The sequence below is a fragment of the Gordonia sp. QH-12 genome, from assembly GCF_001578675.1.
In the GTDB taxonomy this organism is placed as follows: Bacteria; Actinomycetota; Actinomycetes; order Mycobacteriales; family Mycobacteriaceae; genus Gordonia; species Gordonia sihwensis.
Window position 1 is genome coordinate 200,893 of the sequence record NZ_KQ969282.1, and the last position, 15,624, is coordinate 216,516.

The window sequence follows — 15,624 nt, forward strand, 5'->3', positions numbered from 1 at the left end:
TCCGAGGGCGCCGGTGCGCCGTCGTCTCTCCAGCGTCCGTCCACTGATCGCACCCCGCTGCGGATCGGGTCGATCGAGTTGAACAGCCCGGTGGTGCTGGCACCGATGGCCGGCGTCACCAACGTGGCCTTCCGCGTGCTCTGCCGTGAGCTCGAACTCGCACGGACCGGAACCGTCTCCGGCCTCTACGTCTGCGAGATGGTCACGGCGCGGGCGCTCGTGGAGCGGCATCCGGTCACGATGCACATGACGACCTTCGATCCGAGCGAGTCACCGCGATCGATGCAGCTCTACACGGTCGATCCGGAATACACCTACCGCGCGGCCAAGATGATCGTCGACGAGGATCTCGCCGACCACATCGACATGAACTTCGGCTGCCCGGTCCCGAAGGTCACCCGCAAGGGCGGCGGGTCGGCGATCCCCTACAAGCGACGCTTGTTCCGCAACATCGTCGCCGCCGCCGTGCGCGCCACCGAGGGCACCGACATCCCGGTCACCGTCAAGTTCCGCATCGGCATCGACGATGAGCACCACACGCATCTCGACGCCGGACGGATTGCCGCCGAGGAAGGCGCCCAAGCCGTGGCGCTGCATGCCCGAACCGCATCGCAGCGCTACTCGGGCACGGCGGCGTGGGACGAGATCGCGCGCCTGAAGGAGCATGTCACCACCGTGCCCGTGCTCGGCAACGGCGACATCTTCGAGGCCGAGGACGCCGTCCGCATGATGGAGCAGACAGGCTGCGACGGCGTGGTCATCGGCCGCGGCTGTCTCGGCCGCCCGTGGCTGTTCGCCGAGCTGTCAGCACGGTTGGCCGGTGTGAATGCGCCCACTCCGCCCGACCTCGGCGAAGTGGGCGAAATCATGATCCGGCACGGCGAACTGCTCGCCTCGCACCACGGCGAGGACAAGGGCATGCGGGAGATTCGCAAGCACGTCGCCTGGTATCTGCGCGGCTTCCCAGCCGGCTCCGACCTGCGCTCCTCGCTCTCTCTGGTGAAAACCCTCGACGACCTGCGCGAACTCGTCGCCGAGCTGCCCTCCGACGTCCCCTTTCCCGCTGACGGTCATGGCCCGCGGGGCCGCCAGGGTTCGCCCGCGTCGGTGGCGCTGCCCGAAGGATGGCTCGACGACCCCGAAGAGGACGTCGTCCCCGAGGGTGCCGAGATCATGCACTCGGGCGGCTGAGCCCTCGCCGACGGGGCGCACCGCAGAGAGTTCTCAGGTCTCGGCATTAAGATGTGCCGAGCACGCGTGGCGTGTGCACTCCGGGCCTGCCCGGCGACCACTGCGAGACCACTGCCGCATACGAAAGAAGCACTGTGAGTTCTGACCGCCCAGGCTCTCCCGAGCCCGATGACGACGAGTCGGCACAGCCCCGGCGACCCCGTCGGGCGGGCCGGACATCCGGTGCCTACGACTTCCGCGAACGGTTCGGCGACGCCGCTCCGTCACAGCCCGGTGCGGCCGGTCAGCGCGCCGAGGGTCTGCGGGAGCCGTCGTCCCGCGAGGGATACGTCCGTCCGCGGGGCCGGCTGACCGTCCGCCAGTTGATGGAGCAGATGGGGGTGGACGAGACCGCCTCCGGGCCGGCACGGGCCGCACAGCCGCAGCCCCCGCGCCGCGCGCAGCCGAGCCCTCGCCCGGCGCCGCAACAACGTCCGCAGCCGCCGGCCCCGCCCGCACAGCCGTCCCGGACGAGCACTGACGACCCGACGGCCTCCGAGGTCACGGCGATGATCCCGCCGGTCGCCGATTCGTCGGCGGTCGACCTCTCAGACACCACTACGGCCGCGCGCTTGTCTCAGGAGTCCCGAGCGCAACGCCCGTCCGTCCCCCCGCCTCCGGCTGCCACTCCGGCGCCAGCGCCTCCTCGCAGCCCGGCGGCCGCCGCGGGTGCCGCCGCGAGCGGCGCGTCGACCGATCCCGGCAACGGCGAACCGACTCGCAAGCGCCCGCTGGAGCCGACTCCCGATCTGACCGCGGCGCTGTCCCGCGTGCGCGGCGGTCGCCGGACGAAGCCCACCGGCAAGGAACGCACGACGCGAATCGCCACCAACACCGGGCGCATCCTGCTCGGCCTCGCCTGCGTGCTGTCGCTGGTCGGCACCGGCTACGCATGGAACATGATGCGCAGCATCAACGGCGGCTGGAACATCGTCAACGCCCTGGACCCGGAGAACTCCAACGTCCGCAAACCGGGCGATCAGACCGGCGACGAGACATACCTGATCGTCGGCACCGACACCCGCGCGGGAAAGAACTCCAAGCTCGGCGCGGGCGACGCCGACGTCGTCGAGGGCGCCCGCTCCGATACCGTCCTGCTGGTCAACATCCCCGCCGACCGCAGCCGGGTGGTCGCGGTGTCGTGGCCTCGCGACCTCGCCGTCGACCGTCCCGAATGCCAGAACTGGGACAACTCGACGCAGAAGTACTCCGGGACGCTCGAGGCCGCGAGTTCGGTGAAGCTGAACGGCGTCTACGCCGACGGCGGCCCCAACTGCCTGGTGAAGACGCTCACGCAGATCAGCGGGCTGAACATCAATCACTTCATCGCGATGGACTTCTCCGGGTTCGAGGACGTGGTCCGCACGGTCGGCGGAGTCCAGGTGTGCTCGACCGTCCCGCTCTACGACTACGAGCTGGGGACCATCCTCAAGAAGGCCGGCACCAAGAAGCTCACCGGCCGCCAGGCCCTCAACTACGTCCGCGCTCGGCACATCTCCGCGGAGGGCAACGGCGATTACGGTCGCATCAAGCGGCAGCAGCTGTTCATGTCGTCGCTGCTGCGGTCGTCGCTGTCGGGCGACGTCTTGTCGAACCCGTCGAAGCTCAACAAGGTGGCGCGCTCGTTCATCGCCAACAGCTACGTCGACAACGTCGACACCGACTCGCTGATCCAGCTCGCCGAGTCGATGCAGGGCATGGAAGCCGGGCGTGTCACGTTCCTGACCATTCCGACCTCGGGCACGTCCACCGACGGACAGAACAACGAGATCCCGCGGATGGACGACATCGACGCGATCTTCAACGCGATCATCGACGACAAGCCGCTGCCCGGCGAGAAGAAGGCCAAGCCGTCGAGCACCAAGAAGCCCTCCGCTTCCCCGAAGCCCCCGGCGCCGAGGACCGAACTCACCGCTCAGCACGCGTCCAACATGAGCGTGCGCGTGCTCAACGGCACCGACGAGTCGGGCGTCGCGGGGTCCGTGATGGAGGAACTGGTCCGTCAGGGCATCGACGTGTCCGGCATCGCCGACTCCTCGGAGAAGCGGACCGACACGGTCGTCCGCTACGGTCCGGGCGAGAAGGACTCCGCGGCGACGATCGCGAAGATGTTCCCCGGAGCGCAGATCCAGGAGGACAGCACGGTGAAGGCCGGCGTCGAGGTGATCGTCGGGTCCGACTTCGGCGGCACGCAGACCATCGGTTCGGTCCCGACCGCCGGTTCGGTGCTCTCCGTCGGCGAACTGCCGGCCAACACCGATAACAGCGACCTGCCCAACGACCTCTCGGTCACCAACGCAGGCGACACGACCTGCGCGTAGCCCGTCGGCCACCGCTGCGACAACCTGCGCGCCGAGTGTTCACGCCGACTTCACCGTCGGTGAAGGGCGAGGCCGGCCGGTTTACGTAAGCTGGGTTGCATGCGTGACGCTTATCAGGAGCAGATGGCTGCACTGAACAAGGCTCTCGGCGACATGGTCGACGAGGTGGGTGCGGCGATGGCTCAGGCCACCCAGGCACTGCTCGAGGGCGATCTCGAACTGGCCGAAGAAGTGATCTCCAACCACGACTCGGTCGCCGAGAAGTCGGCCGAGGCAGAGGATCAGGCTTTTCAGCTGCTGGCGCTCCAGGCGCCGGTCGCGGGTGATCTGCGCTCGGTGGTGAGCGGCTTCCAGCTGGTGTCCGAGATCGACCGGATGGGGGCGCTGGCGTTGCACGTGGCGAAGGTCGCGCGCCGCCGCCACCCCGCCAAGGTCCTGCCGGACGAGGTCGCGGGGTACTTCGAGGAGATGGGCCGGCTCGCCGTCGAGCTCGCGCAGAACGCACGCCGCGTGCTCGAGAACCAGGACTACCACGACGCGCTGACCCTGATGGACGACGACGACGCGATGGACGATCTGCACCGCCATCTGTTCACCGTCATGATGGACCGCGAGTGGTCGCATGGTGTCGCCGCAGCGGTCGACGTCACTCTCCTGGGCCGCTATTACGAGCGGTTCGCCGACCACGCGGTCCTCATCGCCCGCCGCGTCGTCTTCCAAGCCACCGGGAAGACTCCCGAACAACTGCTCGAGGCGAGCTGACCCGACGAAAGCGCCCTCCGGCGATCCGCATCAGCGGAGCCGGAGGGCGCTTTCGCGCACGAATGCACTCCGCGCGATCAGCCGCCGTTGAAGGCCGGCTTGTAGGCGCGGCAGGCCGAACCGCGCAGGAAGCCGCAATCCGGTCCGGCGCCGGGCACCTCGCCCGCGATCACCGGGATCGTGACGTACGACTTGCTCAGGTCGACGGTGTCGATCACCTTGCCGCCGGTGGCAGGCGTGCTGAACTGCCATGAGGGAAGGTCGCCGCCGGGTGCGGAGACCGTGACCCGGATCCGTGAGCCCTTTCGGAACCCGTGCATCAACGGGTTGATCGGGATCGTGATCTGGTTGAATCCGTCGGCCAGCGGCGTCTGAGTGGTGAAATCGGGGGCGGTGCCGTCGCCGCGGAAGCTCGAGCGCAGCACACCGGTCCCGACCGATGTCTCCTGTCCCCTGCCGTTCACCTCAGAGACCGTGACCTGCAGATCGGTGACCTTCGCCGTGCTCTTCAGCCGGAGGGTCACCGAACCGTTCCCGAGAACCACCTTGTCACGGGAAAGCGGAGCGCTGATGAAGCCCAGCCCGCTGCGGCCCGGTGCGGGACGCCAATCGTAGTCCGGGTGGATGCCCCAGGCCGCCGCCGTGTCGGTGGAGGCGTTCTTGAGCGTGTTCAGCGGCCGGTTGAGCGGATTCGGTGCGAACGACACGGTTCCGCCGGCGGGCCGGGAACCGAGCCGGCCCTTGTCGTTCAGGAACATCCGCTCGGTGCTCGTGGGCCACGCGGACAGCGATCGCTGCCACGCCGACGAGAGCCCGCCGGGACCGGCTGCGCCACCGCCGTTGTCGAAGAGCGCCCACAGTCGCGGCGTCTGCGCCTTGAAACGAGCTTTCGCAGCGGCGACGGTGCGCGAATCGCTGAAGCGCACCGGCGGGATCTGCTGGCCGGGTGCATTGGTGGCCGCCGGGAACACGACGGTGCCCAGCGGTTGCATGTTCGGCGGCGTGTGCGGCACCTGGTTCGCGACGAACAGTTGCAGGAACTCCGCCCAGCGCGAGAGGATCTGCGGTCCGAGCGAATCGAAGTGATGCCCGTTGATGATGTTGACCCAGACGTTCGGGTTGTGATCGAGATGCTTGATCAGATTGACCCAGTTGGGTCCGGTCTGCTCGTCCTGTGCGGCACCGACCAGGAACACCGGGACGTCGATGCGGTCGGCCCAGTCCGGGATCGAGCGTTCCTGGTACACCTTCGCCGCACGCGTCGGGTTGTCGCGGATCAGCTTGAACACGTTCTGCGTCTGACGGCGGAGCTTCTGATTGTTCGCACAGGTCTTGTCGCCGCCCTCGATGCGCGCCCGCACCCACGGTTGTCCGCCTGCCGGCCCGGGTTGCGCCTGCTGCACCCGTTCGCGGAGCCAGGAGTTCGCGAAACCCTTGTTGTAGATGCCGCCCGGCAGACCGGTGGAGTACAGGTCATCGGTGGTGCTCATCGGCGCGATCGCGGCCAGATGGGGTGGTCGCGTACCCGCGGCGAACATCTGCGAGATGCCGGAGAACGAAATGCCGACCATGCCGACGCGATGCCCCGACACCCATCGCTGGCGTCCCACGGTCTCGATCGCGTCGTACGCGTCGAACGCCGCGACATTGTCGAAGAGGCCGAAGTCTCCTCCACTGCAACCGCTTCCCCGCATCTGAAGGCTCACCGAGGCGAAGCCGAGCATCTGCGTCGCCAGCGTCGAGCCGACGATCACGGAGGTGTCGGGGGCCTGCGGGTCCTTCAGGCCGACCTTCTCCCCGACCGCGCCGACCACCAGGTCGTCCGGTGCGGCGTTCTGGTAGCCGGAGTACTCGATCACGGTCGGAAAGGGCCCGTCCGAGAGCTTCTTGCCGTACGGCAGCCGAACCGTGGCGGCGAGCGAGACCCCGTCGCGCATCGTGATGTAGTTGAGCCCTTCGTGAAGGGTCTGCCCGTACAGCGACGGCGCGGGCGGCGGAGAGTCCTTGCCGGTCACCTCGACCGGCGCGCTCTTGATCCCGGCCCCGACGAAGCGGTAGCGCCCCGGCTGCAGGTCGCGCACGATCAACGATCCGAGCGAATCGGCGACGCCCGAGCCCGCACGATTGCCCGCGTCGTCGACGAGTGTCAGCGCGGTACCCGGCCGCGCGTCGGTCAGATACGCCTGCGACACCCCGCCGCCGACGTGGACTGGCTGTGCCGCGGCGGATTCGCCCACCGTCCCGACCGCGGCGAGTAGCACGGTCGCCGCGGCGACCGCGGCCGCGGTCCGGCGCAACGCGCGTCTTCCTGAGAACATCTGATCCCCGATTCTGTTCTTCTCCCGGCGCTCCCGCAGCGCACGGGTCACTGCGCGACGTAACCCAGCAGCAGCTGCACACCGCCGTCCGCGATCCGTCGGACCGCTTCACGGTCGCCGGTGGACAGATAGCTGAGAGTCATGCCGTCGGTCATGGCCACGACGATCGTGGCCAATTCCTCGGCCGGGAGCGTCCACGTGACACCGGTGGTCTCGGCCGCGACCACGAGCAGTCCGGAGACGAGCTCGTTGTAGCCGCGGTAAAGACTCTCGGCGAGGTGCTCCAGACCTTCGGTTCGTCGGGCGTAGAGCGCCAGCTCCACCAACGCGTATTCGCGGTCCCGATTCTCGATGAGGTCGTGCATGAAGGAGTCGAATGCGGCCCGCGCGACATCCGCGATGTTCATCTGGGAGGTGGTGAACATCGCCGACGCCTCGCGGAGCCATTCGCCCATGCCGGCCAGCTCTTGCGCGATCCCGGTCTCGACGACCGCGGCGAGCAGATCGTCGCGGGATGCGAAGGCGTAGAACAGGCTCGACTGTCCGACCTGGGCCTCCAGAGCGATCCGACGCGTAGTGGCGGCTTCGACGCCGTCGCGGGCGATCACCCGCATCGCGGCGTCGATCGCTGCTTCGCGCCGCTGTTCCACCGTCAGTCGCGCCATCTGCCCTCGAAGTTGATCAATTGATCGAAACTGTTCCGTGGTGACCGTAGTCACCGGCTAGGCAAAAGGCAACCCCGGCCACTATCTGCGGAGAGTGGCCGGGGTCGCCGTCGTATCCGTCGGTGTGAGATCCGACCGGTCGATGTCAGATCCGGGGGATGCTGCCTCGAGAGCCGTACCGGGCGCGCACGCGCACCGTCATCCGAACCGTCCCGAGATGTAGTCCTCGGTCTCCTTCCGAACCGGATTCGAGAACATGTCGGCGGTGGCGCCGGCCTCCACCAGTTCCCCGGGCCGTCCCGCACCGGCGAGATTGAAGAACGCGGTCTGATCGCTCACCCGCGCCGCCTGCTGCATGTTGTGCGTGACGATCACGATCGTGTAATTGTTCTTCAGCTCGGCCACCAGATCTTCGATCGCGAGGGTCGAGATCGGGTCGAGCGCCGAACACGGCTCGTCCATCAGAAGCACCTGCGGTGACACCGCGATGGCCCGCGCGATGCACAGCCGCTGCTGCTGGCCGCCGGACAGTCCGCCGCCCGGCTTGTCGAGCCGATCCTTGACCTCGTTCCACAGGTTGGCCCCGCGCAGGCTGGCCTCGGCCACGTCGTCGAGTCTGGCCTTGTCACGCACGCCCGCCAGTTTGAGCCCCGCCACCACGTTGTCGCGAATGGACATGGTCGGGAACGGATTCGCCCGCTGGAACACCATGCCCACGGTGGTTCGCACCCCCACCGGGTCCACACCCCTGCCGTACAGGTCGAGTTCGTCGAGCTTCACCGACCCGGTGGTGTACGCCCCTGGCGTCACCTCGTGCATCCGGTTGAGTGTGCGCAGGACGGTGGACTTACCGCACCCCGACGGACCGATGAAGGCGGTCACCGACTTCGGCGCGATCGTCAGGGAGACATCCTTCACTGCGTGGAAGTCGCCGTAGTAGACGTTCAGATCCTCGATGGTCAGACTCTTGGCCATGTCTAGCTTCTCTCCATTCGGGGCCCGGTGAACCGTGACAGCACTCGTGCGAGCACGTAGACGATCGCGACGGCGATCACCAGCGTCAGCGCGGCGCCCCAGACGGTCTCGTAGCCGCTGGGCCCCTTGTTGTATTCCTGCAGCATCATGAGCGGCAACGACTGCTGGTTGCCGGAGAACGGATTCGGGTTCATCGCCCGGGTGGCGCCGACCAGGATCAGCACCGGAGCCGACTCGCCCATGACGCGGGCCACCGCCAGCATGATCCCGGTGATGATCCCCGACATCGCCGTGGGCAGCACCACCCGAAGGATCGTCTTCCACTTCGGGATGCCGAGCGCGTATGCGGCCTCGCGAAGGTCCTGCGGGACGATCTTGAGCATCTCCTCGGTGGACCGGACCACCAGCGGCACCATCAGCAGCACCAGCGCCAGCGCCACCGCGAAGCCGGAACGAGGAAGATCGAGGGTGGTCCGCCAGACCGCGTAGATGAACAACGCGGCGACGATCGACGGCACACCCGAGAGCACGTCGACCATGAAGGTGGTGACGCGCACGAGCGAGAACCGTCCGCGCCTCTTCCCGGTGTCCGCGTACTCCACGAGATAGACGGCGACGAGCACGCCCAAGGGGATCGCGACGGCCGCCGCTATCGCCGTCTGTACGAGCGTCCCCACGATCGCGTTGGCCGCGCCGCCGTAGCGTTCCGATCGCGTCCACCAGTCGATGTCGAGCACCGGTCCGATGCCGCGGGCGATCAGCGTGTACACCAGCCAGCCGAGCGGAAGCACCGCCACGGCCACCGCGGCGATCACCGCGCCGCGCACGGTCGTGTCGGCGACCTTCCGGCGCGGCGAGAGTTGTGTCAGTTCCATATCGTGATTCCTCAGCCTCGAACCCTGCGCGCGATCACACCGCGGGCCGCGGCGTTCACGAGGAAGGTCAAGACGAACAGGACCAGACCGGCTGAGATGTAGGCGCCGGTCTTGATCGGCGAGTCGAATTCGGCCGCGTTGTTCGCGATCACGGTCGCCAGCGTCTGACCGCTCTCCATCAGGTTGAAGTTGATCGGTCCGGCCGTGGAGATGATCAGCAGCAGCGCCATCGTCTCGCCCAGCGCACGGCCCAGTCCGAGCATGGCGCCGCTGATGTAGCCGGAGAGGCCGAAGGGCAGGACCGCGTATCGCACGACCTCCCACTGGGTGGCGCCGAGGGCCAGGGCGGCCTCACGCTGGTTTCGCGGCGTCTGCGCGAAGACCTCGCGGGTGACCGCGGTGATCACCGGCAGGATCATGATCGCCAGCACGATGCCCGCGGTGAGGAGGGTGCCGCCGGTCGACATGTTCGCGACGTTCGCCGGCTGCCGGAAGAACGGGAGGAAGCCGAGGTGATCGACCAGCCATTGGTTCGGCCCCACCATCGCCGGACCGAGCACCAGGATTCCCCACAGGCCGTACACGATCGACGGGATCGCGGCCAGCAGGTCGACGACGTACGCGATCACCGTCGCGAGCCGCTTGGGCGCGTACTCGCTGACGAACAGTGCCACGCCGAGCGCCACGGGCATCGCGATCACCAGTGCGATCACCGACACCAGCACCGTCGCGTAGAGCTGCTGGGGGATGCCGAACTTGATCTCACTGCCCGCCACCACCCACGACCCGGTGTATGTGGAGAAGCCGACGGTGTTCTTCGCGAGCGCAGGGACCGCCTGAATGAGCAGGAACAGCGCGATCAGCCCGATGACGATCGAGACCAACAGGCCCGAGCCGGTGGCGAGCGACGACATGACGCGGTCGCCGAGACGGCTGACCGCCGAGCCGGACGCGGGGCCCGACTCGGCAGTCAGCGATCGCTCACCGGCCGCCCGCGGCGACGGGGTTCCGCCGACCACGGGCGTTTCGGACACGGCCGGGTCCCCGTCGGCATCTGCGCGGGAGGTCACGGGAGTGTCCGAGCGAGTCACAGCGCGTTGATCGTTCCGCGCAGCTTGGCCTGGAAGGCCTCAGGCAGCGGGACGTAACCGAGCTTGTCGAGGCCGTCCTGGCCCTTGTCCAGGATCGTGGTGAACGCGGACTTCAGGTTGTCGGAGACCGCCGAGTCCGAGTAGCCGGTGGAGCACACGATCTCGTAGGTCGTGAGCACCAGCGGGTAGGCGCCGGTCTCCTTGAGTCGGTAGAGGGCGTCGGTGTCGACCACCAGGTTCTTGCTGGACGGGTCCACGAACTGAGCCGCGTCGAGAGCCTTCGCGGCGGTGTCCTTGGTCAGCTGAGTGGGTCCGGCGCCGAAGTCGACGGCCGCCACGCTCAGCTCGTTCTCGGTGGCGAAACCCCACTCGACGTAGCTGATCGAGCCCTCGGTCTTCTTGACCGTGTCGCCGACGCCGGTCGACTTCGAGGCACCCGAGCCGCCGTGGCCGGCCCACTCCTTGCTGTGCTCGTACGGCCAGTCGGCCGGTGCGGCGGTGTTCAGGTAGCGCGTGAAGTTGTCGGTGGTGCCGGAGCTGTCGCTGCGGTGCACCGGCACGATGGTCGTGGCCGGGAGCTTGACGCCCGGGTTGAGCGCGGCGATCGCGGGATCGTTCCACTTGGCGATCTTGGAGTCGAAGATCTTCGCGAGTACGGGCGCGTTGAGGTTCAGCTTCTCCACACCGGGAAGGTTGAACGCGATCGCGACCGGCCCCGCGACCAGCGGCAGGTGCCAGGCCTCGTTGCCCGAGCACCGGCTCTTGGCGTCGGCGGCCTCAGCCGGCTTGAGCGGCGAGTCGGAGCCGGCGAAGTCGACGTCGCCCGAGATGAACTTCTTGATTCCGTCGCCGGAGCCGGAGCCCGTGTAGTCGAGGATGACGCCGCCGTTGTCGGTGAGGACCTGCGAGAAGTGCTCCATGGCCTTCTGCTGGGCCGTGGACCCTTCACCGGTGACGGTGCCGGACGAGGAGTCGCCGTCACCGCACGCGGTGAGGACGAGGGAGGCCGCGGCGATGCCGGCAACGGCGGCGCCTGCGGTGCGGACGAGCTTCGGTGACGCGCTCATGGGAGTCGGGGTGCCTTTCGATCTGTTCAGGTATCGAGGCGAAACTATCGACGCCCGGTTAGGACAGAGCGACCGGCGAGTGACGGCCCGGGTAACAGTCCGGGCACGAAAATGAACGGCTGGTTGACGCCGGGTTCAGCCCCGGCGATAGGCGATGTCGGCGGTGTACCGGGTGAATCCGAGCCGCGAATACGTGCGCAACGCCGCAGAGTTGTCGCCCTCGACGTACAACTCCACTTCGTCGAGCCCGCGGCCGCCGGGGCGCAGGTCGGCCATATAGCGCAGGCCGGCGAGCGTCAGCAGCGCGCCGAGGCCACGGCCCTGCGCGGCGGAGTCGACGCCGACGATGTACACCTCGCCGAGGGGCGCGGCTCCGTCGGCGGCGGGATGGATCTTCGTCCAGTGGAATCCCAGCAGGACGTCCGGGTCGGCGGCGTCGAACGCCAGGAATACACCGTCGGGATCGAACCAGTCCGCGCCGGTGCGGGCGGCGATGTCGCGCAGCGTCCATCCGCCCTGCTCCGGGTGCCAGGAGAAGGCGTCGTTGTTCACCCGGAGGATCTCCGCGTCGTCGGACGGTCCCGCGTACGTACGCAGCGCGATGTCCTCGCGCCGGGGGAGATCGGGCAGCGGCTGTGCCACGGGCCTGCGCAGTTGCAGCAGTTCGCGGGCACGGACCAGACCGAGTGCCGCGGCGACGGCGGCGGCCGCGGGCAGGTCGCCGTGCGCCCACACCTGCGGCGGTTCCGAGCCCGGCAGATCGCCGGCGGCGGTCAGGGCGGCGTCCACGAGAGCACGACCCTCCCCGTGGCCCCGGTGGTCGGGGTCCACCACCGCTTCCACTATCGCCGCGCCGCCGTCGCGCGCCGCGAGGACGTTGGCGTATCCATGATCGGTGAGGACATGCAGGTCCGCCCCCGAGTCGATCGCGAGGCGCGCCTGCTCGGCGAGCGGCGCGATACCGTCGACGCGTTCGGCGCGTTCGCACACCTCGCGCGCGAACGCCGAGTCGTCGGCGGTCAGGGAGTCGGAGACGACGCGGTGCCGGATCTGCTCATTCATCACAGTCCAATGTATCGGCAGCCGGCGACCACTCGTCCTACCCTGTCTCGTCCTGCTCGGTGTCGTCGCCGGCGGTGTCGCCGCCGTCGCGGTCGCCCCGGCGCGTCGGCCGCACCGCCTTGTAGCCGACGTTGCGCACCGTGCCGATCAGTGACTCGTGATCACTGCCCAGTTTGGCTCGCAGACGCCGGACGTGGACGTCGACTGTGCGGGTGCCGCCGAAGTAGTCGTAACCCCACACCTCGTGCAGCAGTTGGGCTCGGGTGAAGACCCGGCCCGCGTTCTGCGCGAGGAACTTCAGCAGCTCGAACTCCTTGTACGTGAGATCGATCGGCTTGCCCCGCAATCGGGCCGTGTAGGTGGACTCATCGATCACCAACTCGCCCAGCGTCACCTTGTCCGGCTGCTCGTCCACGCCACCGGTCACGCGCGTCGACACCAGGCGCAGCCGGGCGTCGAGCTCCGCGGGTCCGGTGGTCGGCAGCAGGAAGTCGTCGACGCCCCAATCGGCGTTCACCGCGACCAGTCCGCCCTCGCCGACGACGGCCACCACCGGGGCGGTGCCGGTGTCCGACACCAGCCGGCACATGGTTCTCGCACCCGCGAGATCGCTGCGCGCGTCCACCAGGATCACCTGTGGTTCGCCCAGCTGCACCAGCGAGGACGTCTGGGCAGGCAGCACGGCCACCTGATGGGACAGCAGGGAGAGCGATCCCAGGACGGCTTCGGCAGTTTGCTCTTCGGTCAGCAGCAACAGGTCCACACACCACTCCGATCTCGTCGTGGCCTCAGCACTGTGGGCTGTCGATCGACGCTGGTCGCAGCACCCGGTTATCAGATGACAGAATAGCGCCGATGCTCCTCACCGCCCACGACCCCCCGAAACCCGCGTCCCGCCGGTACCTGCGAATCGGTGCCTGGATCGCAGTCGTCCTCGTCGTCGTGGGCGTCCTGGCGCTGATCGCCGACGACTTCGCGGCGTCCCGCGCCGAGCACCGCCTCGCACGCGCCGTCCAGGCCTCACCCGGAGTCCCCTTCGAACCGGATGTGATCATGGCCGGCTTCCCGTTCCTCGCGCACCGCTCTGAGGGGAACTTCAGCTCGGTGCTGATCAGCGCCGACGGCGTCCCGATCGAGGGCTGCTCCGGCGTGCCGGTGTGCACCTCGACAGTCGACGCTCGGCTGCAGAGCACCGACCTCGGCCCCACCGGCGATCTGGGCCCGCGGACGGAGCTGCGGGCGCAGTCGATGCGGACCGAGACACGAATCAACTCCCCCACCCTCGGACGCCTGATGGGGATCGTCGATCTCTACATCAACACCCCGGCTCCCGAGGACAAAGTGGGCGGCGGCGGGCCGGGCGACGGCCTGCTCGAGCGCACCGAGGGCATCATGCTGAGCGGAACCGTCCCTCTGCCCGGCTCGCCGGAGACGCAGAACGGCTATCCCCCGTCGGCCGCGAAGTACACCGCGCCGAAGGTCAAGGTGAGCGTGAAGGCTCGCGTGTCGGTGGTCGACGGCCGTGTCCGCATCGAAGCCACCGACTTCTACACCGGACCCGAGGAGCACTACTCCGCCGACGTCCCAGAGGAATTTCGATCAGCGGTATTAAAAAGGTTTTCAACCACTCTTCCGGCCCTCCAGATGGCCTGGGGAACCACCGCGAAACATGCCCTGAGCAGGGGAAGCGACCTTGTGGCCGTCAGCGAGACCGGACCGGTGTCGGTGCGCGCCGTCGACTACGCGAAACCGCTCCCGAGCAGGCCCTGATTTCTGTTGTAGGGTCGGGTCCATGCAGCACCGACGTGGGCTGATGCTCACCCGCCGACTGGCGATCGACCTCTGTCGCGTCGTCGACTGCTGCTGTCGCTTGCCGGTGACGCACCGGGCGTGATGCACCGCTGACGATCTCAGCCGCATCCTCCACCGTCTCGTCGCAGACGACCGCCGTCCCCGGCCCGGAACACCCGTCGCCCAGTGCGACGAACTCGCCGTCTGGCGCGGCCTCACGCCGCGCGCGGTGATCATTTCGAAAGGAACCGAAATATGGCACGCTCCGATGTGCTCGTCAGCGCTGACTGGGCTGAAGAGAACCTCAACACCGACAAGGTCGTGTTCGTCGAGGTCGATGAGGACACCTCGATCTACGACAGCAACCACATCCCGGGCGCCATCCGCCTCGACTGGCGTAAGGACCTGCAGGACGGCCTGCGTCGCGACTTCCTGGACGCCGAGCGCTTCTCCGCACTGCTCAGCGAGCGCGGGATCGCGAACGACGACACCGTCGTCCTGTACGGCGGAAACAACAACTGGTTCGCCGCGTACGCGTACTGGTACTTCAAGATCTACGGTCACAAGGACGTCCGTCTGCTCGACGGCGGCCGCAAGAAGTGGGAGCTCGACGGCCGTCCGCTCAGCGCCGACGCTGTGACCCGCCCGGCCACCGACTACGTCGCCCAGGCCGCCGACAACTCGATCCGCGCCTTCCGCGACGAGGTGATCGACTCGATCGGTTCCAAGAACCTCGTCGACGTCCGCAGCCCCGACGAGTTCTCCGGCAAGATCGCCGCTCCGGCGCACCTGCCGCAGGAGCAGGCGCAGCAGCGCGGTCACGTTCCGGGCGCCATCAACATCCCGTGGTCGACCACCGCCAACGAGGACGGGACCTTCAAGTCCGACGCAGATCTCACCGCGTTGTACGCGGACAAGGGCTTCGACGACGCCAAGGAGACCATCGCCTACTGCCGTATCGGCGAGCGCTCCAGCCACACCTGGTTCGTCCTTCAGGAACTGCTCGGCAAGAAGAACGTCAAGAACTACGACGGCAGCTGGGTCGAGTACGGCTCGCTGGTCGGCGCTCCGATCGAGCGCTGAGCCGCCCCGCAAACTCCCCCATCGACAGTCTCTGAGAGGACTAGTGACATGTGCGCAGCACCCAAGCAGGGTCAGACCCTCCCCGCCGGCGTCGACACTGAGAAGGAGACCGTCCTGACCGGTCAGGTCGTGGACGGTTCGGGCAACCCCGTCGCGGGCGCCTTCGTCCGTCTGCTCGACGGCACCGGCGAGTTCACCGCCGAGGTCGTCGCCTCGGCCACCGGCGACTTCCGCTTCTTCGCCGCCCCGGGCACCTGGACTCTGCGCGCGCTGAGCTCGCAGGGCAACGGCGACGTGACCGTCTCGCCCGAGGGGCCGGGCGTCCACAACCAGGACGTCACCGTCGCGAAGTGATTCGCGCGTAGCTGTTCGACGAGGCCCCGG

Annotated in this window: 14 protein-coding genes; 6 read left to right on the forward strand and 8 right to left on the reverse strand. The window is 68.0% G+C overall.

The features are described from left to right. The first annotated feature begins 57 nt into the window (after window positions 1-57). The 3 genes from dusB to phoU all read left to right on the forward strand — a co-directional run bounded on the left by dusB (window position 58) and on the right by phoU (window position 4,313). Entirely contained in the window at window positions 58-1,191 is a 1,134-nt protein-coding gene (gene dusB / locus Y710_RS00880; RefSeq protein ID WP_197462897.1) for a tRNA dihydrouridine synthase DusB, read from the forward strand. 134 nt (window positions 1,192-1,325) lie between these two features. Beyond that, window positions 1,326-3,551, forward strand: a complete 2,226-nt coding sequence (locus Y710_RS00885) for an LCP family glycopolymer transferase (protein WP_006895698.1) — start codon at window positions 1,326-1,328, stop codon at window positions 3,549-3,551. A 99-nt stretch (window positions 3,552-3,650) separates the two neighbouring features. Further along, the gene (phoU, locus tag Y710_RS00890; RefSeq protein ID WP_006895699.1) at window positions 3,651-4,313 is read left to right on the forward strand and encodes a phosphate signaling complex protein PhoU; all 663 of its coding nucleotides are present in this window, start codon (window positions 3,651-3,653) and stop codon (window positions 4,311-4,313) included. Window positions 4,314-4,390: 77 nt separating this feature from the next. On the opposite strand, the gene Y710_RS00895 is transcribed toward phoU, so the two are convergent. The 8 genes from Y710_RS00895 to Y710_RS00930 form a co-directional block, all read right to left on the reverse strand. Beyond that, the gene (locus Y710_RS00895) at window positions 4,391-6,631 is read right to left on the reverse strand and encodes a CocE/NonD family hydrolase (RefSeq protein WP_062365941.1); all 2,241 of its coding nucleotides are present in this window, start codon (window positions 6,629-6,631) and stop codon (window positions 4,391-4,393) included. Window positions 6,632-6,678: 47 nt separating this feature from the next. Continuing rightward, a complete protein-coding gene (locus Y710_RS00900; protein ID WP_006895701.1) occupies window positions 6,679-7,296 on the reverse strand; it encodes a TetR/AcrR family transcriptional regulator in 618 nt (205 codons plus the stop codon). 198 nt (window positions 7,297-7,494) lie between these two features. Continuing rightward, window positions 7,495-8,271: a phosphate ABC transporter ATP-binding protein PstB gene (pstB, locus tag Y710_RS00905; RefSeq protein WP_006895702.1), complete on the reverse strand. Its 777-nt coding sequence runs from the start codon at window positions 8,269-8,271 to the stop codon at window positions 7,495-7,497. Window positions 8,272-8,273: 2 nt separating this feature from the next. Then, entirely contained in the window at window positions 8,274-9,146 is an 873-nt protein-coding gene (gene pstA, locus Y710_RS00910; RefSeq protein WP_006895703.1) for a phosphate ABC transporter permease PstA, read from the reverse strand. Window positions 9,147-9,157: 11 nt separating this feature from the next. Then, window positions 9,158-10,120: a phosphate ABC transporter permease subunit PstC gene (gene pstC / locus Y710_RS00915; protein WP_231875653.1), complete on the reverse strand. Its 963-nt coding sequence runs from the start codon at window positions 10,118-10,120 to the stop codon at window positions 9,158-9,160. Window positions 10,121-10,233: 113 nt separating this feature from the next. Next, complete coding sequence (gene pstS / locus Y710_RS00920; RefSeq protein ID WP_045539831.1) at window positions 10,234-11,304, reverse strand: phosphate ABC transporter substrate-binding protein PstS; 1,071 nt, start codon at window positions 11,302-11,304, stop codon at window positions 10,234-10,236. Between the two features lie 135 nt (window positions 11,305-11,439). Continuing rightward, a complete protein-coding gene (gene mshD, locus Y710_RS00925; RefSeq protein ID WP_006895706.1) occupies window positions 11,440-12,366 on the reverse strand; it encodes a mycothiol synthase in 927 nt (308 codons plus the stop codon). Between the two features lie 37 nt (window positions 12,367-12,403). After that, window positions 12,404-13,129, reverse strand: a complete 726-nt coding sequence (locus Y710_RS00930; RefSeq protein ID WP_006895707.1) for a winged helix-turn-helix transcriptional regulator — start codon at window positions 13,127-13,129, stop codon at window positions 12,404-12,406. A 92-nt stretch (window positions 13,130-13,221) separates the two neighbouring features. Between Y710_RS00930 and Y710_RS00935 the strand changes: the two genes are divergently transcribed. The 3 genes from Y710_RS00935 (at window position 13,222) to Y710_RS00945 (ending at window position 15,594) form a co-directional block, all read left to right on the forward strand. Continuing rightward, complete coding sequence (locus tag Y710_RS00935; protein WP_006895708.1) at window positions 13,222-14,136, forward strand: LmeA family phospholipid-binding protein; 915 nt, start codon at window positions 13,222-13,224, stop codon at window positions 14,134-14,136. A 276-nt stretch (window positions 14,137-14,412) separates the two neighbouring features. Next, window positions 14,413-15,240, forward strand: a complete 828-nt coding sequence (locus Y710_RS00940) for a sulfurtransferase (RefSeq protein WP_006895709.1) — start codon at window positions 14,413-14,415, stop codon at window positions 15,238-15,240. Between the two features lie 48 nt (window positions 15,241-15,288). After that, a complete protein-coding gene (locus Y710_RS00945; RefSeq protein ID WP_045538354.1) occupies window positions 15,289-15,594 on the forward strand; it encodes a DUF1416 domain-containing protein in 306 nt (101 codons plus the stop codon). Window positions 15,595-15,624: the final 30 nt, after the last annotated feature.